The organism is Caballeronia sp. GAFFF2 (genome assembly GCF_023631485.1).
GTDB lineage: Bacteria > Pseudomonadota > Gammaproteobacteria > Burkholderiales > Burkholderiaceae > Caballeronia.
In genome coordinates this window covers 67,140-83,300 of sequence record NZ_JALQDA010000021.1, presented here as the reverse complement: position 1 = coordinate 83,300, position 16,161 = coordinate 67,140, and the positions used below count along the sequence as shown (strand labels likewise).

The following is a 16,161-nucleotide window of genomic DNA, read 5'->3' as shown; positions in this document are numbered from 1 at the left end:
AAGGTAATCATGGCAAAAGGTAAATTCGAGCGGACCAAGCCGCACGTGAACGTGGGCACGATCGGTCACGTTGACCACGGCAAGACCACGCTGACGGCAGCGATCACGACGGTGCTGACCAAGAAGTTCGGCGGCGAAGCGAAAGCATACGACCAGATCGATGCAGCGCCGGAAGAAAAGGCACGTGGTATCACCATCAACACCGCGCACGTCGAGTACGAAACGGCTAACCGCCACTACGCACACGTCGATTGCCCGGGCCACGCTGACTATGTGAAGAACATGATCACGGGCGCAGCGCAGATGGACGGCGCAATCCTGGTGTGCTCGGCCGCTGACGGCCCGATGCCGCAAACGCGTGAGCACATCCTGTTGGCGCGTCAGGTCGGCGTGCCTTACATCATCGTGTTCCTGAACAAGTGCGACATGGTGGACGACGCCGAGCTGCTCGAACTCGTCGAAATGGAAGTGCGCGAGCTTCTGTCGAAGTACGACTTTCCGGGCGACGACACGCCGATCATCAAGGGCTCGGCCAAGCTGGCGCTGGAAGGCGACACGGGCGAGCTGGGCGAAGTGGCGATCATGAATCTGGCCGACGCGCTGGACACGTACATCCCGACGCCGGAGCGCGCAGTGGACGGCGCCTTCCTGATGCCGGTGGAAGATGTGTTCTCGATCTCGGGTCGCGGCACGGTGGTGACGGGTCGCGTGGAGCGCGGCGTGGTGAAGGTTGGCGAGGAAATCGAAATCGTCGGTATCAAGCCGACGGTGAAGACGACTTGCACGGGCGTGGAAATGTTCCGCAAGCTGCTGGACCAAGGTCAAGCGGGCGACAACGTCGGTATCCTGCTGCGCGGCACGAAGCGTGAAGACGTGGAGCGTGGCCAGGTTCTGGCCAAGCCGGGTTCGATCACGCCGCACACGCACTTCACGGCCGAAGTGTACGTGCTGAGCAAGGACGAAGGCGGCCGCCACACGCCGTTCTTCAACAACTACCGTCCGCAGTTCTACTTCCGTACGACGGACGTGACGGGCTCGATCGAGCTGCCGAAGGACAAGGAAATGGTGATGCCGGGCGACAACGTGTCGATCACGGTGAAGCTGATTGCACCGATCGCCATGGAAGAAGGTCTGCGCTTCGCTATCCGCGAAGGCGGCCGTACCGTCGGCGCAGGTGTGGTTGCCAAGATTATCGAGTAAAATCTCGGGCTCACCTGTCGTTGCAGTACTGAAGTAACGTGACCGAGGCCGGGTGTTCGCACCAAGCGAATGCCCGGTCTCTCGCTCTTTTGCCAAATCGGCGGTGCAACATCGCCTCGCTCTTTTAAGGAATCGTCATGCAGAACCAAAAAATCCGTATCCGTCTGAAAGCATTCGACTATCGCCTGATCGATCAATCGGCAGCCGAAATCGTCGATACGGCGAAACGGACTGGTGCAATCGTCCGTGGCCCGGTGCCGCTGCCGACGCGCATTCAGCGCTTTGACATTCTGCGTTCGCCGCACGTCAACAAGACGTCGCGCGATCAGCTCGAAATCCGTACGCATCAGCGCCTGATGGACATCGTCGATCCGACCGACAAGACGGTCGACGCGCTGATGAAGCTCGACCTGCCGGCTGGCGTCGACGTCGAAATCAAGCTGCAGTAAGCCTCTAGAGCTTCACCGGGTTTTCGGGTGAAGCTAAGTCTTTGATTGCTTGCAGAAAACGAAAAGCCTTGTTATACTCCAAGGCTTTTCGCGCACTTGCGCAAAAAAGTCCGCCCAGTTTCTCGTAACGAAGTGGACATTTTGTAATCAGCCCCGACCAATCGCAGTCGGGAATGGAGAAAACGATGAGCCTTGGACTCGTAGGTCGCAAGGTTGGCATGACCCGTATCTTCACGCCTGAAGGGGACTCGATTCCCGTCACCGTGCTGGACGTGTCGGACAACCGCGTGACGCAGATCAAGACCGTTGAAACGGATGGTTATACCGCCGTTCAGGTTGCATTCGGTGCTCGCCGCGCATCGCGCGTGACGAAGCCGCTGGCGGGTCACCTCGCCAAAGCCGGCGTTCAAGCTGGTGAAATCCTCAAAGAATTCCAGATCGAATCCGCGAAGGCCGCCGAATTGGCGAACGGCGCTGTGATCGGTACGGACATTTTCGAAGTTGGCCAGAAGGTCGACGTGCAAGGTACGTCGATTGGTAAGGGCTACGCCGGTACCATCAAGCGTTACAACTTCGCCTCAGGTCGTGCCTCGCACGGTAACTCGCGTTCGCACAACGTTCCGGGTTCGATCGGTATGGCGCAGGATCCGGGTCGTGTGTTCCCGGGTAAGCGCATGACGGGTCACCTCGGTGACGAAACCGTCACGGTTCAGAATCTCGAAATCGCTCGCATCGACGCCGACCGCAATCTGCTGCTGGTTCGCGGCGCGGTTCCGGGTGCGAAGGGCGGCAAGGTATTCGTGACGCCGGCCGTCAAGACGCGTGCTGTGAAAGGAGCGAAATAATGGAACTTAAGCTCCTGAATGCCAATGGTCAGGAAGCTGCTGGCGTGAACGCATCGGACGTCGTGTTCGGTCGCGATTACAACGAAGCCCTGATTCACCAGGTCGTCGTGGCTTATCAAGCCAATGCACGTAGCGGCAACCGCGCTCAGAAGGATCGTGAGCAGGTCAAGCACACCACCAAAAAGCCGTGGCGTCAAAAAGGTACGGGTCGCGCTCGTGCCGGTATGTCGTCGAGCCCGTTGTGGCGTGGCGGTGGTCGTATCTTCCCGAATTCGCCGGAAGAAAACTTCTCGCACAAGGTCAACAAGAAGATGCATCGCGCAGGTCTCTGCTCGATCTTCTCGCAATTGGCTCGCGAAGGCCGTATCTCGGTGGTCGAAGACCTCGCGCTTGAAGCGCCGAAGACCAAGCTGTTGGCCGATAAATTCAAGGCGATGGGTCTCGATTCCGTGTTGGTCATCACCGATACGGTCGACGAGAACCTGTACCTCGCGTCGCGCAATCTGGCCCACGTGGCCGTTGTCGAGCCGCGTTACGCCGACCCGCTCTCGCTGATCTACTTCAAGAAGATTCTGATCACGAAGGCTGCGGTCGCTCAGATCGAGGAGTTGCTGTCATGAGCGAGATTCGCAAAAACGATCATCGTTTGATGCAAGTTCTGCTCGCGCCGGTGATCTCCGAAAAGGCGACGCTGGTGGCCGACAAGAACGAACAAGTCGTGTTCGAAGTCGCCCCGGACGCCACGAAGCAGGAAGTAAAGGCTGCTGTCGAGCTGCTGTTCAAGGTCGAAGTCAATTCCGTCAACGTGCTCGTCACGAAGGGTAAAGCCAAGCGCTTTGGCCGCTTCAACGGCAAGCGCAAGGACGTGAAGAAGGCGTACGTCTGCTTGAAGCCCGGCCAGGAAATCAACTTTGAAGCGGAGGCCAAGTAATCATGGCAATCGTTAAAGTTAAGCCGACTTCGCCGGGTCGCCGCGCGATGGTCAAGGTGGTCAACAAGGATCTGCATAAGGGCAAGCCGTTTGCGGCGCTGCTCGATTCGCAGTCCGTGACCGCCGGCCGTAACAACAACGGCCGCATCACCACGCGTCATAAGGGCGGTGGTCATAAGCAGCACTACCGTATCGTCGACTTCCGTCGCAACAAGGACGGCATTCCGGCAAAGGTCGAGCGTCTCGAGTACGACCCGAACCGTAGCGCGAACATCGCGCTGGTTCTTTACGCAGACGGTGAGCGTCGCTACATCATCGCGCCGAAGGGCGTGGTCGTTGGTACGCAGCTCATGTCCGGTTCGGAAGCGCCGATCCGCGCAGGCAACACGCTGCCGATCCGCAACATTCCGGTCGGTACCACGATCCACTGCATCGAAATGCTGCCGGGCAAGGGTGCGCAAATCGCGCGTTCGGCTGGTACGTCCGCGATGCTGCTGGCGCGCGAAGGCGTCTACGCGCAGGTTCGTCTGCGTTCGGGCGAAATCCGCCGCGTGCACGTCGAGTGCCGCGCAACGATCGGTGAAGTGGGCAACGAAGAGCATAGCCTCCGTCAAATCGGTAAGGCTGGCGCGAACCGCTGGCGTGGTATCCGTCCGACGGTGCGCGGCGTTGCAATGAACCCGGTCGATCACCCGCACGGCGGTGGTGAAGGCAAGACGGCTGCAGGTCGCGATCCGGTGAGCCCGTGGGGCACGCCGACTAAGGGTTATCGCACCCGTAGCAACAAGCGCACGACGACGATGATCGTCCAGCGCCGTCACAAGCGTTAAGGAGTAGGCAATGACACGTTCTGCTAAAAAAGGTCCGTTCTGCGACGCTCATTTGCTGAAGAAAGTTGAGTCGGCTGCAGCTACGCGCGACAAGAAGCCGATCAAGACCTGGTCGCGTCGCTCGACGATTCTCCCGGACTTCATCGGTCTGACGATCGCTGTTCACAACGGCCGTCAGCACGTTCCGGTGTATGTCACGGAAAACATGGTCGGCCACAAGCTTGGCGAGTTCGCATTGACCCGTACGTTCAAGGGTCACGCGGCCGACAAGAAGGCCAAGAAATAAGGGGCTATCAAGATGGAAGTGAAAGCAATTCATCGCGGTGCCCGCATCTCGGCGCAGAAAACGCGCCTTGTGGCTGACCAGATTCGTGGTTTGCCGGTCGACAAGGCGCTGAACGTTCTGACGTTCTCGCCGAAGAAGGCGGCGGGTATCGTCAAGAAGGTCGTGCTGTCTGCGATCGCGAATGCGGAACACAACGAAGGCGCCGATATCGATGAGCTCAAGATCACGAGCATCTATATCGACAAGGCTGCTTCGTTGAAGCGTTTTACCGCACGCGCTAAGGGTCGTGGTAACCGCATCGAGAAGCAATCCTGTCACATCACTGTGACGGTCGGGAATTAAGGAGCCATACGATGGGACAAAAAATTCATCCGACTGGCTTCCGTTTGGCCGTCAGCCGCAACTGGGCTTCGCGCTGGTATGCGAACAACAGCAACTTCGCGGCGATGCTCCAGGAAGACATCGGTGTTCGTGAGTACCTGAAGAAGAAGCTGAAGAACGCTTCGGTTGGTCGCGTCATCATCGAGCGTCCGGCAAAGAACGCGCGCATCACGATTTACAGCTCGCGTCCGGGCGTGGTCATCGGCAAGAAGGGCGAAGACATCGAACTGTTGAAGGCTGAACTGCAGAAGCGCATGGGCGTTCCGGTTCACGTCAACATCGAAGAAATTCGCAAGCCGGAAACCGATGCTCAGCTGATCGCTGACTCGATCACGCAACAGCTCGAACGCCGGATCATGTTCCGTCGCGCGATGAAGCGTGCGATGCAGAATGCCATGCGCCTTGGCGCGCAAGGTATCAAGATCATGAGCGCGGGCCGTCTTAACGGTATCGAAATCGCTCGTACCGAGTGGTATCGCGAAGGTCGCGTGCCCCTCCATACGCTGCGTGCCGATATCGACTACGCAACGTCGGAAGCGAAAACCACGTACGGCATCATCGGCGTGAAGGTGTGGGTCTACAAGGGCGACACGCTGGGCCGTAATGAAGCGCCGGTGGTGGAAGAAGTGGCGGAAGACAAGCGTCCGCGCCGCAACGCACGTCCGGGTGGCGATCGCCGTCCGCGCCGTGATGGCGAAGGCGCTCCGGCAGGTGCTCGTCGCGGCGGTCCCCGTCGTGGCGGCGCTGGCGGTGACGCGAAGAGTGGAGAATAACGATGCTGCAACCGAAACGCAGAAAGTATCGCAAAGAGCAGAAAGGTCGTAACACCGGCAAGGCGACGCGCGGCAACGCGGTGTCGTTCGGTGAATACGGTCTGAAGGCTATCGGTCGCGGCCGTTTGACCGCGCGTCAAATCGAAGCCGCGCGTCGTGCAATGACGCGTCACATCAAGCGTGGTGGCCGGATCTGGATCCGCATTTTCCCGGACAAGCCGATTTCGCAGAAGCCGGCAGAAGTACGTATGGGTAATGGTAAGGGTAACCCGGAGTACTACGTCGCTGAAATTCAACCGGGCAAGATGCTGTACGAAATGGACGGTGTCACCGAAGAACTGGCGCGCGAAGCGTTCCGTCTGGCTGCAGCCAAGCTGCCGCTCAAGACGTACTTCGTCGTGCGTCAGCTCGGCGCCTAAGGAGTAAATGATGAAGGCATCTGAACTTCACCAGAAAGACCAGGCCGCGCTCAACAAAGAGCTGACGGACCTGCTGAAGGCGCAATTCGGCCTGCGCATGCAACTCGCGACCCAGCAGCTCACGAACACGAGCCAGCTGAAGAAGGTTCGTCGCGACATCGCACGTGTGCGGACCGTCCTGACTGAGAAGGCGAACCAGAAATGAACGATAGCGTAAAAACCTCGCTCAAGCGGACGCTGGTCGGCAAGGTCGTCAGCAACAAGATGGACAAGACGGTCACCGTTCTGGTCGAGCACCGCGTGAAGCATCCGATCTACGGCAAGTACGTCGTGCGTTCGAAGAAGTACCACGCGCATGATGACGCCAATACGTACAACGAAGGCGATCTCGTCGAAATCCAGGAAACTCGTCCGATTTCGAAAACCAAGGCTTGGGTTGTATCGAAGTTGGTTGAAGCGGCGCGCGTGATCTAAGTCTGTAGTTGTAGTGCCGCGATGCAGTAACTAGTGTCGCAGTAAGTTTCGCTTGCAAGACCGAGATTATTTGTTATAATCTCGGTCTTCCCTCTTTGTGGGAGCCCCGTCGCGGGCGAAACTGGTGGGGGAAGCCGGTTCAGGCGCCAGCCTGAGTCGACAGATTCACCGGATTGCGATGGCGGGTTTCGTCTGCCCTCGCTGCCTGTTCTAACCCAAGCAGCCGATTGGCTGACGGGACCAAGACTGACCGGATGCGCCATGGTGGTGTGACCGGATTAAGTTGGGAAAGATAAACCATGATCCAGACCGAAACTCGGCTTGAAGTGGCCGACAACACGGGTGCGCGTGAAGTCATGTGCATCAAGGTGCTCGGCGGTTCGAAGCGTCGTTACGCTAGCATTGGCGACATCATCAAGGTGACCGTCAAGGAAGCGACGCCGCGCGGACGCGTAAAGAAGGGCGAAATTTATAACGCCGTGGTCGTTCGCACGGCCAAAGGCGTGCGTCGCCAGGATGGCTCGCTCATCAAGTTCGACGGCAATGCCGCCGTACTGTTGAACACGAAGCTCGAGCCGATCGGCACGCGTATTTTCGGGCCGGTGACGCGTGAACTGCGTAGCGAACGATTCATGAAGATCGTTTCGCTCGCGCCGGAAGTGCTGTAAGGAGTCGCGATGAACAAGATTCGCAAGGGTGACGAAGTTATCGTCACTACCGGCAAGGACAAAGGCAAGCGCGGTACCGTGCTGGTCGTTGCGGAAGAGCATGTCACGGTCGAGGGTATCAACCTCGTCAAGAAGCATGTGAAGCCGAACCCGATGAAGGGTACGACGGGCGGTGTGGAAGCCAAAACGATGCCGCTGCATATTTCGAACGTCGCATTGGTCGACGCGAATGGCAAGGCGTCGCGTGTGGGCATCAAGGTCGAAGATGGAAAGAAGGTTCGCTTCTTGAAGTCGACCGGCGCCACGCTTAACGCCTGACGCGGAGTTAAAAAATGGCTCGTCTGCAAGAAATTTACAAAGAAACGGTTGTGCCGCAACTGGTTGAAAAGTTCGGCTACAAGTCCATCATGGAAGTGCCGCGCATCACCAAGATCACCCTCAACATGGGTCTTGGCGAAGCGGTCGCTGACAAGAAGATTATCGAAAACGCCGTGGGCGACCTGACGAAGATCGCTGGCCAAAAGCCGGTTATCACGAAGGCGCGCAAGGCAATCGCGGGCTTCAAGATTCGTCAAGGCTACCCGATCGGCGCGATGGTCACGCTGCGCGGTCAAGCCATGTACGAATTCCTGGACCGCTTCGTGACGGTTGCGCTCCCCCGTGTGCGCGACTTCCGTGGCGTCTCGGGCCGTGCATTCGACGGTCGTGGTAACTACAACATCGGTGTGAAAGAGCAGATCATTTTCCCCGAAATTGACTACGACAAGATCGACGCGCTGCGTGGGCTGAACATCAGCATCACGACCACCGCGAAGAGTGACGACGAAGCAAAGGCGCTGCTCGCCGGCTTCAAGTTCCCGTTCAGAAACTGAGGTTACCGTGGCTAAACTGGCACTGATCGAACGTGAAAAGAAGCGCGCACGCCTCGCAGCCAAGTACGCTCCGAAGCGTGCTGAGCTGAAGGCTGTGATCGACGACGCAAGCAAGTCGGACGAAGAACGCTATATCGCCCGTCTCGCGCTGCAACAATTGCCGCGTAACTCGAACCCCACTCGCAAGCGTAACCGCTGCGCGATCACGGGTCGTCCTCGCGGCACGTTCCGCAAGTTCGGACTCGCGCGTAGCAAGATCCGCGAAATCGCATTCCGCGGTGAAATCCCTGGCCTCACCAAGGCGAGCTGGTAATAGGAGAAACATAAATGAGCATGAGTGATCCTATCGCCGATATGCTGACTCGCATCCGCAATGCGCAGATGGTCGAGAAGGTTTCGGTGACTATGCCCTCGTCGAAAGTCAAGGTTGCGATTGCGCAGGTTTTGAAGGACGAAGGTTATATCGACGATTTCGCAGTGAAGGCTGAAGGTGCGAAGTCGGAATTGAACATCGCGTTGAAGTACTACGCTGGCCGTCCGGTTATCGAGCGCCTCGAGCGCGTCTCGAAGCCTGGTCTGCGCGTGTACCGCGGTCGCAACGACATTCCTCAGGTGATGAATGGCCTGGGCGTTGCAATCGTCTCGACGCCGAAGGGTGTGATGACTGACCGCAAGGCGCGCCAGACCGGCGTCGGTGGCGAAGTCATCTGCTACGTCGCTTAACGCCGAAGGGAGAAGAAACATGTCTCGAGTAGGTAAGAGCCCGATCGCGTTGCCGCAAGGCGCCGAAGTGGCCGTCAAGGGCGACGTCATCACCGTCAAGGGTCCGCTCGGCACGATCTCGCAAGCGGGTAATCCGCTGGTGAGCGTGGCGAACGACAACGGTACGTTGAATTTCGCGCCGGCTGACGAAAGCCGCGAAGCGAACGCGATGTCCGGCACGATGCGCGCCCTGGTGGCGAACATGGTGCATGGCGTCACCAAGGGTTTCGAACGCAAGCTGACGCTGGTTGGCGTCGGTTATCGTGCACAAGCGCAAGGCGACAAGCTGAATCTGTCGCTGGGTTTCTCGCACCCCGTGGTGCACCAGATGCCGGAAGGCGTCAAGGCTGAAACCCCGACGCAGACCGAAATCGTGATCAAGGGGATCGACAAGCAGAAAGTCGGCCAAGTCGCGGCGGAAGTTCGTGGCTATCGTCCGCCGGAGCCCTATAAGGGCAAGGGCGTGCGTTATGCCGACGAGGTCGTGATCCTCAAAGAAACGAAGAAGAAGTAAGGGTGCGCAATCATGGATAAGACTCAATCTCGCCTGCGCCGCGCTCGTCAGACGCGTATCAAGATCGCTGAGCTGCAGGTCGCGCGTCTCGCCGTGCATCGCACGAATACGCATATCTACGCGCAAGTGTTCTCGGCATGCGGCACGAAGGTGCTTGCAAGCGCCTCGACGCTGGAAGCCGAAGTGCGCGCTGAACTGGCTGACAAGTCGGGCAAGGGCGGCAACATCAACGCTGCAACCCTGATCGGCAAGCGTATTGCCGAGAAGGCGAAGGCTGCCGGCATCGAATCCGTCGCCTTTGACCGCTCGGGTTTCCGCTACCACGGCCGCGTGAAAGCGCTGGCTGATGCCGCGCGCGAAGCCGGGCTCAAGTTCTAAGGGAAGAATTCGTCATGGCAAAGATGCAAGCGAAAGTTCAGGCTGACGAACGCGACGACGGCCTGCGCGAAAAGATGATTTCGGTCAACCGCGTGACCAAGGTCGTGAAGGGTGGCCGGATTCTCGGTTTCGCCGCACTGACCGTGGTTGGCGACGGCGATGGCCGCGTCGGCATGGGCAAGGGCAAAGCGAAGGAAGTTCCGGTCGCCGTTCAAAAGGCAATGGAGCAAGCCCGCCGCAACATGTTCAAGGTGCCGCTCAAGAACGGTACGTTGCAACACGAAGTGCACGGTAAGCATGGCGCTTCCGCAGTCCTCCTCGCTCCGGCGAAGGACGGTACTGGCGTGATCGCAGGCGGCCCGATGCGCGCAGTGTTCGACGTGATGGGCGTGCAGAACGTGGTGGCCAAGAGCCACGGTTCGACGAACCCGTACAATCTCGTTCGTGCAACGCTCGACGGTCTGCGTAAGCAGTCCACGCCGGGCGACATCGCGGCGAAGCGCGGCAAGTCCGTCGAAGATATTTTGGGCTAAGCCTCGAGGTCATCATGTCTGAGAAAACTGTCAAGATTCAGCTCGTCAAGAGCCTGATCGGGACCCGCGAAACGCACCGCGCTACGGTGCGTGGCCTCGGCCTGCGTCGCCTCAACTCGGTGAGCGAGCTGCAGGACACGCCGGCAGTGCGCGGGATGATCAACAAGGTTTCGTACCTCGTTAAGGTCATCGGCTAAGGCCGCCGACTAGGATCCAAGGAGTTGAACATGGAATTGAATAACCTGAAGCCGGCAGAAGGCGCGAAGCACGCTAAGCGTCGCGTCGGTCGCGGCATCGGTTCGGGCCTCGGCAAGACTGCAGGTCGCGGCCACAAGGGTCAGAAATCGCGTTCGGGCGGCTTTCACAAAGTCGGCTTCGAAGGCGGTCAGATGCCTCTGCAGCGTCGTCTGCCGAAGCGCGGCTTCACTTCGCTGACGAAGGAATTCGTCGGTCAAGTGCGCCTGGCTGATCTCGAGAAGCTGCCGGTCGACGAAATCGATCTGTTGGCTTTGAAGCAAGCGGGTCTGGTCGGCGAGCTCATCAAGAGCGCGAAGATCATCAAGACCGGCGAGATCACCCGCAAGGTCACGGTGAAGGGTCTGACGGCAACGAAGGGCGCCCGTGCAGCAATCGAAGCCGCTGGCGGCTCGTTCGCCGAGTAACGCGATTTCGCCGTTACTAGCACTAGCATCGGAGAAGGTTCTTGGCTAACAGCCCGAGTCTCGCAAAACCCGGTCGAAGCGCGGCGAAATTTGGCGATCTGCGTCGGCGTGCAGTGTTCCTGCTGCTGGCGTTGGTTGTCTACCGCATTGGTGCGCATATTCCGGTTCCCGGCATCGATCCGGATCAGCTGGCGAAGTTGTTCCAAAGCCAGTCGGGCGGCATCCTTGGCATGTTCAACATGTTCTCGGGTGGCGCGCTGTCACGATTCACGATTTTCGCGTTGGGCATCATGCCCTACATTTCGGCCTCGATCATCATGCAGTTGTTGTCGATCGTGTCGCCGCAAATGGAGGCGTTGAAGAAGGAAGGACAGGCAGGTCAACGAAAGATCACGCAGTACACGCGGATCTTCACGGTGGTTCTGGCAACCTTCCAGGCTTTCGGTATCGCGGTGGCGCTGGAAAATCAGCCCGGCCTGGTACTGGATCCCGGCATGGTGTTCCGGCTGACGACGGTGGTCACGCTGGTGACGGGCACGATGTTCCTGATGTGGCTTGGTGAGCAGATCACGGAGCGCGGTCTTGGCAACGGCATCTCGATCATCATTTTCGGTGGTATCGCGGCAGGCTTTCCGAATGCAATCGGCGGTCTGTTCGAGCTGGTTCGCACCGGTTCGATGAGCATCATCTCGGCGATCATCATCGTCGCGTTGATCGCGGCGGTTACGTATCTGGTCGTGTTCATCGAACGCGGTCAGCGCAAGATCCTCGTGAACTATGCGAAGCGCCAGGTCGGTAACAAGATTTACGGCGGACAGTCGTCACATCTGCCGCTGAAGCTGAACATGTCGGGTGTGATTCCGCCGATCTTCGCGTCGTCGATCATTCTCTTCCCGGCAACCATCCTGAACTGGTTCAGTTCGGGAACGCGTACCGGCTGGTTCGCGAACACGTTGCACAGCGTGGCTGAAGCCCTCAAGCCCGGTCAACCTGTGTACGTGCTGTTGTATGCGTTGGCTATCGTGTTCTTCTGCTTCTTCTACACCGCGTTGGTGTTCAACAGCAGGGAAACCGCCGACAACTTGAAGAAGAGCGGTGCGTTCGTTCCGGGTATTCGTCCGGGCGATCAGACTGCACGGTACATCGACCGCATCCTCACGCGTCTGACGCTGGCCGGTGCGATCTACATCGTGTTTGTGTGCTTGTTGCCTGAGTTTCTGGTGTTGCGCTGGAACGTGCCGTTTTATTTTGGTGGAACGTCGCTGCTGATCATCGTCGTCGTCACGATGGACTTCATGGCTCAGGTGCAGTCGTACGTTATGTCGCAACAATATGAATCGCTGCTCAAGAAGGCAAACTTCAAGGGCGGCAACGTCCCGATGCGCTAGTTAGGACTATGGCCAAAGACGATGTAATCCAGATGCAGGGCGAGGTCATTGAAAACCTCCCCAACGCTACTTTCCGGGTGAAATTGGAAAATGGCCATGTCGTCCTGGGACACATATCCGGAAAGATGCGGATGCACTACATCCGTATCCTACCGGGCGACAAGGTTACGGTTGAATTGACGCCTTACGATCTGTCTCGTGCACGGATCGTGTTCCGGGCGAAGTGATTTGAAAAAAGGGTAATATCATGAAAGTGATGGCATCGGTTAAGCGCATTTGCCGCAATTGCAAGATCATTAAGCGCAAGGGCGTTGTGCGCGTGATTTGCAGCTCTGATCCGCGCCACAAACAGCGTCAAGGCTGAACGCCGCGCTTTTTGCTTGCGCTTTTTGTTTGAGGAAAAACAATGGCTCGTATCGCAGGGGTTAACATCCCGAATCACCAGCATACCGAGATCGGCCTGACGGCAATCTTCGGCATTGGTCGCACGCGTTCCCGCGGCATTTGCAGTGCTGCTGGTGTGGAATTTTCGAAGAAGGTCAAGGACCTCACCGACGCAGACCTCGAAAAGCTGCGTGACGAAGTGGGCAAGTTCATCGTCGAAGGCGATCTGCGCCGTGAAGTGACGATGAACATCAAGCGCCTGATGGACTTGGGTTGCTACCGCGGCATGCGTCATCGCAAGGGTCTGCCCCTGCGTGGCCAGCGCACGCGCACCAACGCCCGTACTCGCAAGGGTCCGCGTCGTGCAGCGCAATCGCTGAAGAAGTAAGCGGAACTGACAGTTACAGGAAAACGTAATGGCTAAGGCTTCGAACAACTCCGCGGCGCAACGCGTTCGCAAGAAGGTCAAGAAGAACGTCGCCGAGGGCGTGGTTCACGTTCACGCGTCGTTCAACAACACCATTATCACGATCACCGATCGTCAAGGTAACGCGCTGGCATGGGCGACCTCGGGCGGCCAGGGTTTCAAGGGCTCGCGTAAGTCGACGCCTTTCGCAGCTCAGGTTGCAGCAGAATCGGCTGGCCGCGTGGCAATGGAATACGGCGTGAAGAACCTCGAAGTGCGGATCAAGGGCCCCGGCCCTGGCCGTGAGTCGGCGGTGCGCGCGCTGCATGGTCTTGGCATCAAGATCACCGCGATCTCCGACGTGACGCCGGTCCCGCACAACGGCTGCCGTCCGCCGAAGCGTCGTCGTATCTAACGTCGCGCATCAGTTGATTCGCGACCGCATGTTTCCTGTCGATGCGAAAGCGTCGGCGGGCTTCGTGCGTTATGCATCTGCTTCGCGCATTTCACTAAGCCCACCGTTCGGCCTATAGGGTTCGAACTAGCGCAGACGAAAGTTTGCGTGATCAATTTTTAAGGATTCAAAGTGGCACGCTATACCGGTCCCAAAGCCAAGCTGTCCCGCCGTGAAGGCACCGATCTGTTCCTGAAGAGCGCACGCCGCTCGCTCGCCGACAAGTGCAAGCTCGACAGCAAGCCTGGTCAACATGGCCGCATTTCGGGCGCACGTACGTCCGACTACGGCACCCAGTTGCGCGAAAAGCAAAAAGTGAAGCGTATCTATGGCGTGCTCGAGCGTCAGTTCCGCCGCTACTTCGCTGAAGCCGACCGCCGCAAGGGTCCGACGGGCGAGAACCTGCTGCAATTACTCGAATCGCGCCTGGACAACGTCGTTTATCGCATGGGCTTCGGCTCGACGCGCGCTGAAGCACGTCAGCTCGTGAGCCACAAGTCGATCGTCGTGAACGGCCAAGTTGCGAACATCCCGTCGCTGCAAGTGAAGTCGGGCGACGTCATCTCCGTGCGTGAGCAGTCGCGCAAGCAGGCTCGTATCGTCGAAGCGCTGTCGCTCGCCGAGCAAGGCGGTATGCCGAGCTGGGTGTCGGTCGACGCCAAGAAGTTCGAAGGAACGTTCAAGTCGATGCCGGAACGCAGCGATATCGCTGGCGACATCAACGAAAGCCTGATCGTCGAATTGTATTCGCGTTAATCGCGCGGTTAATCGCGCGGTAACCGGATTGGCAGCCGGGGACCCTGATTGCCGGTGGCAAGAGGGCGGCCTCGGCTGTTTTTTTCAGGTTGTTACCGGTCAGCCTTATCGGTGTAACGAGCCGAGGGTATTGAAAAGGAAAACCTATGCAAACCAGTTTGTTGAAGCCCAAGATCATTGCAGTTGAATCGCTTGGCGAGAGCCATGCGAAAGTGGTTATGGAGCCGTTCGAACGCGGCTATGGCCACACCTTGGGCAACGCGCTTCGGCGCGTGCTGTTGTCGTCGATGGTGGGCTACGCGCCGACCGAAGTGACGATCGCAGGCGTAGTGCACGAATACTCGACGCTCGACGGTGTGCAAGAGGATGTGGTCAACCTGCTGTTGAACCTGAAGGGCGTCGTCTTCAAGCTGCATAACCGCGACGAAGTCACGGTGACGCTGCGCAAGGAAGGCGAAGGCCTTGTCACGGCTGGCGATATCGAACTCGCGCATGATTGCGAGGTCATCAATCCCGGTCACGTGATTGCCCACCTTTCGAAGGGCGGCAAGCTCGACGTCCAGATCAAGATTGAAAAGGGCCGTGGCTACGTGCCGGGCAACGTGCGTCGTTATGGCGAGGAATCGGCCAAGATCATCGGTCGTATCGTGCTTGACGCGTCGTTCTCGCCGGTTCGCCGCGTGAGCTATGCCGTGGAAAGCGCGCGTGTCGAACAGCGTACCGACCTCGACAAGCTCGTGATGAACATCGAAACCAACGGCGTGATCTCGCCGGAGGAAGCGATCCGTCAATCGGCGCGCATTCTGGTCGATCAGTTGTCGGTCTTCGCAGCGCTGGAAGGCACGGAAGCGGCAGCGGAAGCGCCGTCGCGTGCGCCGCAGATCGATCCGATCCTGCTGCGCCCGGTGGATGACCTGGAACTCACGGTTCGCTCGGCGAACTGTCTGAAGGCCGAAAACATCTACTACATCGGCGATCTTATCCAGCGTACGGAAAACGAACTGCTGAAGACGCCGAATCTGGGCCGCAAGTCACTGAACGAAATCAAGGAAGTCTTGGCTTCGCGCGGTCTGACGCTCGGCATGAAGCTCGAAAACTGGCCGCCGGCTGGTCTCGACAAGTAAGCGCAAGAGTCAATCGCGTTACTGGCAAAGACGCGGATTTTGCTTTAAAATCCGCGTCTTGCTTTTTCTTCGACCGGCCCGTGCGCCACTTTAGAGCGCAATAGAAGAGCTGGATCAAAACTCGTTTAAGGAACTGAAATGCGCCATAAGCATGGTTTGCGGAAACTGAACCGCACGAGCAGCCACCGTCTGGCAATGCTCCGTAATATGTCGAACTCGCTGATCGAGCACGAAGTCATCAAGACGACGCTGCCGAAAGCCAAGGAACTGCGCAAGGTCGTCGAGCCCCTCATCACGCTCGGCAAGAAGCCGTCGCTGGCAAATCGTCGTCTGGCTTTCAATCGCCTGCGCGATCGTGACTCCGTCGCAAAGCTGTTCGACGTCCTCGGCCCGCGTTACGCAAGCCGTCCGGGTGGCTACCTCAGCATCCTGAAGTTTGGTTTCCGTGTTGGCGACAACGCACCGATGGCGCTGGTTCAACTGATGGACCGCCCGGAAGTCGAAGAAACCGAAGAAGTTCAGGAAGCTGAATAAATTCGGTTGGTGGTGAACGAAAAGGTCAAGCGTAGCTTGGCCTTTTTGCATTGTGGGCTTCGGAGTCGTTGCGGTCGTCGAAGTGAGCGGAGTGCTACGATAAGGCCCGATCCACAAGTCTCACGCACCGCGCCGCAC

At 58.3% G+C, this 16,161-nt stretch carries 30 protein-coding genes; all 30 read left to right on the top strand.

The window, feature by feature from the left end; genetic code table 11:
- Positions 1–9: 9 nt before the first annotated feature.
- The 30 genes from tuf to rplQ all read left to right on the top strand — a co-directional run bounded on the left by tuf (position 10) and on the right by rplQ (position 16,023).
- Complete coding sequence (gene tuf, locus NCT04_RS13420) at positions 10–1,200, top strand: elongation factor Tu (RefSeq protein WP_090541958.1); 1,191 nt, start codon at positions 10–12, stop codon at positions 1,198–1,200.
- A 137-nt stretch (positions 1,201–1,337) separates the two neighbouring features.
- Complete coding sequence (gene rpsJ, locus NCT04_RS13415; protein ID WP_006998489.1) at positions 1,338–1,649, top strand: 30S ribosomal protein S10; 312 nt, start codon at positions 1,338–1,340, stop codon at positions 1,647–1,649.
- A 185-nt stretch (positions 1,650–1,834) separates the two neighbouring features.
- The gene (gene rplC / locus NCT04_RS13410; RefSeq protein ID WP_244826435.1) at positions 1,835–2,494 is read left to right on the top strand and encodes a 50S ribosomal protein L3; all 660 of its coding nucleotides are present in this window, start codon (positions 1,835–1,837) and stop codon (positions 2,492–2,494) included.
- Positions 2,494–3,114, top strand: a complete 621-nt coding sequence (rplD, locus tag NCT04_RS13405) for a 50S ribosomal protein L4 (protein ID WP_244826434.1) — start codon at positions 2,494–2,496, stop codon at positions 3,112–3,114. The genes rplC and rplD overlap by 1 nt, the downstream gene beginning before the upstream one ends.
- On the top strand, positions 3,111–3,425 hold the full coding sequence (gene rplW / locus NCT04_RS13400; protein ID WP_008343846.1) for a 50S ribosomal protein L23: 315 nt from the start codon (positions 3,111–3,113) through the stop codon (positions 3,423–3,425). The genes rplD and rplW overlap by 4 nt, the downstream gene beginning before the upstream one ends.
- A gap of 2 nt (positions 3,426–3,427) precedes the next feature.
- Positions 3,428–4,255, top strand: a complete 828-nt coding sequence (gene rplB / locus NCT04_RS13395; RefSeq protein WP_250465880.1) for a 50S ribosomal protein L2 — start codon at positions 3,428–3,430, stop codon at positions 4,253–4,255.
- Positions 4,256–4,265: 10 nt separating this feature from the next.
- Positions 4,266–4,541 carry a 30S ribosomal protein S19 gene (gene rpsS / locus NCT04_RS13390; RefSeq protein ID WP_035506764.1) on the top strand — a complete coding sequence of 92 codons (276 nt, stop codon included), beginning with the start codon at positions 4,266–4,268 and terminating at the stop codon, positions 4,539–4,541.
- A gap of 12 nt (positions 4,542–4,553) precedes the next feature.
- Positions 4,554–4,883 (top strand): 50S ribosomal protein L22, encoded by a 330-nt coding sequence (gene rplV, locus NCT04_RS13385; protein WP_011490054.1) that lies wholly within the window; start codon positions 4,554–4,556, stop codon positions 4,881–4,883.
- Between the two features lie 11 nt (positions 4,884–4,894).
- Entirely contained in the window at positions 4,895–5,695 is an 801-nt protein-coding gene (gene rpsC, locus NCT04_RS13380; protein WP_244826432.1) for a 30S ribosomal protein S3, read from the top strand.
- A gap of 2 nt (positions 5,696–5,697) precedes the next feature.
- On the top strand, positions 5,698–6,114 hold the full coding sequence (gene rplP, locus NCT04_RS13375) for a 50S ribosomal protein L16 (RefSeq protein ID WP_061170924.1): 417 nt from the start codon (positions 5,698–5,700) through the stop codon (positions 6,112–6,114).
- Between the two features lie 10 nt (positions 6,115–6,124).
- Positions 6,125–6,319: a 50S ribosomal protein L29 gene (gene rpmC, locus NCT04_RS13370; protein ID WP_035933103.1), complete on the top strand. Its 195-nt coding sequence runs from the start codon at positions 6,125–6,127 to the stop codon at positions 6,317–6,319.
- Positions 6,316–6,588 (top strand): 30S ribosomal protein S17, encoded by a 273-nt coding sequence (gene rpsQ, locus NCT04_RS13365; RefSeq protein WP_008343854.1) that lies wholly within the window; start codon positions 6,316–6,318, stop codon positions 6,586–6,588. Before rpmC ends, rpsQ begins: the two co-directional genes overlap by 4 nt.
- Before the next feature lie 299 nt (positions 6,589–6,887).
- The gene (gene rplN, locus NCT04_RS13360) at positions 6,888–7,256 is read left to right on the top strand and encodes a 50S ribosomal protein L14 (protein WP_006998478.1); all 369 of its coding nucleotides are present in this window, start codon (positions 6,888–6,890) and stop codon (positions 7,254–7,256) included.
- 9 nt (positions 7,257–7,265) lie between these two features.
- On the top strand, positions 7,266–7,574 hold the full coding sequence (gene rplX, locus NCT04_RS13355) for a 50S ribosomal protein L24 (RefSeq protein WP_244826431.1): 309 nt from the start codon (positions 7,266–7,268) through the stop codon (positions 7,572–7,574).
- A 14-nt stretch (positions 7,575–7,588) separates the two neighbouring features.
- Positions 7,589–8,128 (top strand): 50S ribosomal protein L5, encoded by a 540-nt coding sequence (gene rplE / locus NCT04_RS13350; protein WP_244826430.1) that lies wholly within the window; start codon positions 7,589–7,591, stop codon positions 8,126–8,128.
- Positions 8,129–8,135: 7 nt separating this feature from the next.
- Positions 8,136–8,441 (top strand): 30S ribosomal protein S14, encoded by a 306-nt coding sequence (gene rpsN, locus NCT04_RS13345; RefSeq protein WP_244826429.1) that lies wholly within the window; start codon positions 8,136–8,138, stop codon positions 8,439–8,441.
- A gap of 14 nt (positions 8,442–8,455) precedes the next feature.
- Complete coding sequence (gene rpsH, locus NCT04_RS13340) at positions 8,456–8,851, top strand: 30S ribosomal protein S8 (protein ID WP_062638157.1); 396 nt, start codon at positions 8,456–8,458, stop codon at positions 8,849–8,851.
- 19 nt (positions 8,852–8,870) lie between these two features.
- Complete coding sequence (gene rplF / locus NCT04_RS13335) at positions 8,871–9,404, top strand: 50S ribosomal protein L6 (protein ID WP_244826428.1); 534 nt, start codon at positions 8,871–8,873, stop codon at positions 9,402–9,404.
- 12 nt (positions 9,405–9,416) lie between these two features.
- On the top strand, positions 9,417–9,782 hold the full coding sequence (gene rplR / locus NCT04_RS13330) for a 50S ribosomal protein L18 (protein ID WP_035967614.1): 366 nt from the start codon (positions 9,417–9,419) through the stop codon (positions 9,780–9,782).
- A 14-nt stretch (positions 9,783–9,796) separates the two neighbouring features.
- Positions 9,797–10,315, top strand: coding sequence for a 30S ribosomal protein S5 (gene rpsE, locus NCT04_RS13325; protein WP_244793886.1), 519 nt, complete (start codon positions 9,797–9,799; stop codon positions 10,313–10,315).
- Positions 10,316–10,329: 14 nt separating this feature from the next.
- Entirely contained in the window at positions 10,330–10,512 is a 183-nt protein-coding gene (gene rpmD / locus NCT04_RS13320; RefSeq protein WP_016346466.1) for a 50S ribosomal protein L30, read from the top strand.
- A 30-nt stretch (positions 10,513–10,542) separates the two neighbouring features.
- Complete coding sequence (gene rplO / locus NCT04_RS13315; protein ID WP_244826427.1) at positions 10,543–10,977, top strand: 50S ribosomal protein L15; 435 nt, start codon at positions 10,543–10,545, stop codon at positions 10,975–10,977.
- A 41-nt stretch (positions 10,978–11,018) separates the two neighbouring features.
- On the top strand, positions 11,019–12,365 hold the full coding sequence (secY, locus tag NCT04_RS13310) for a preprotein translocase subunit SecY (protein WP_250465878.1): 1,347 nt from the start codon (positions 11,019–11,021) through the stop codon (positions 12,363–12,365).
- 8 nt (positions 12,366–12,373) lie between these two features.
- Positions 12,374–12,592 carry a translation initiation factor IF-1 gene (infA, locus tag NCT04_RS13305; RefSeq protein WP_004521905.1) on the top strand — a complete coding sequence of 73 codons (219 nt, stop codon included), beginning with the start codon at positions 12,374–12,376 and terminating at the stop codon, positions 12,590–12,592.
- 20 nt (positions 12,593–12,612) lie between these two features.
- Positions 12,613–12,729, top strand: a complete 117-nt coding sequence (rpmJ, locus tag NCT04_RS13300; protein ID WP_004199844.1) for a 50S ribosomal protein L36 — start codon at positions 12,613–12,615, stop codon at positions 12,727–12,729.
- Positions 12,730–12,771: 42 nt separating this feature from the next.
- Complete coding sequence (gene rpsM / locus NCT04_RS13295) at positions 12,772–13,137, top strand: 30S ribosomal protein S13 (protein WP_061179113.1); 366 nt, start codon at positions 12,772–12,774, stop codon at positions 13,135–13,137.
- A 28-nt stretch (positions 13,138–13,165) separates the two neighbouring features.
- Entirely contained in the window at positions 13,166–13,570 is a 405-nt protein-coding gene (gene rpsK / locus NCT04_RS13290; RefSeq protein WP_006052224.1) for a 30S ribosomal protein S11, read from the top strand.
- Positions 13,571–13,741: 171 nt separating this feature from the next.
- Positions 13,742–14,365 (top strand): 30S ribosomal protein S4, encoded by a 624-nt coding sequence (gene rpsD, locus NCT04_RS13285; RefSeq protein WP_244826425.1) that lies wholly within the window; start codon positions 13,742–13,744, stop codon positions 14,363–14,365.
- A gap of 146 nt (positions 14,366–14,511) precedes the next feature.
- Positions 14,512–15,489, top strand: a complete 978-nt coding sequence (locus NCT04_RS13280) for a DNA-directed RNA polymerase subunit alpha (protein ID WP_244826424.1) — start codon at positions 14,512–14,514, stop codon at positions 15,487–15,489.
- Between the two features lie 138 nt (positions 15,490–15,627).
- Positions 15,628–16,023 (top strand): 50S ribosomal protein L17, encoded by a 396-nt coding sequence (gene rplQ, locus NCT04_RS13275; RefSeq protein WP_016346459.1) that lies wholly within the window; start codon positions 15,628–15,630, stop codon positions 16,021–16,023.
- Positions 16,024–16,161 lie beyond the last annotated feature (138 nt).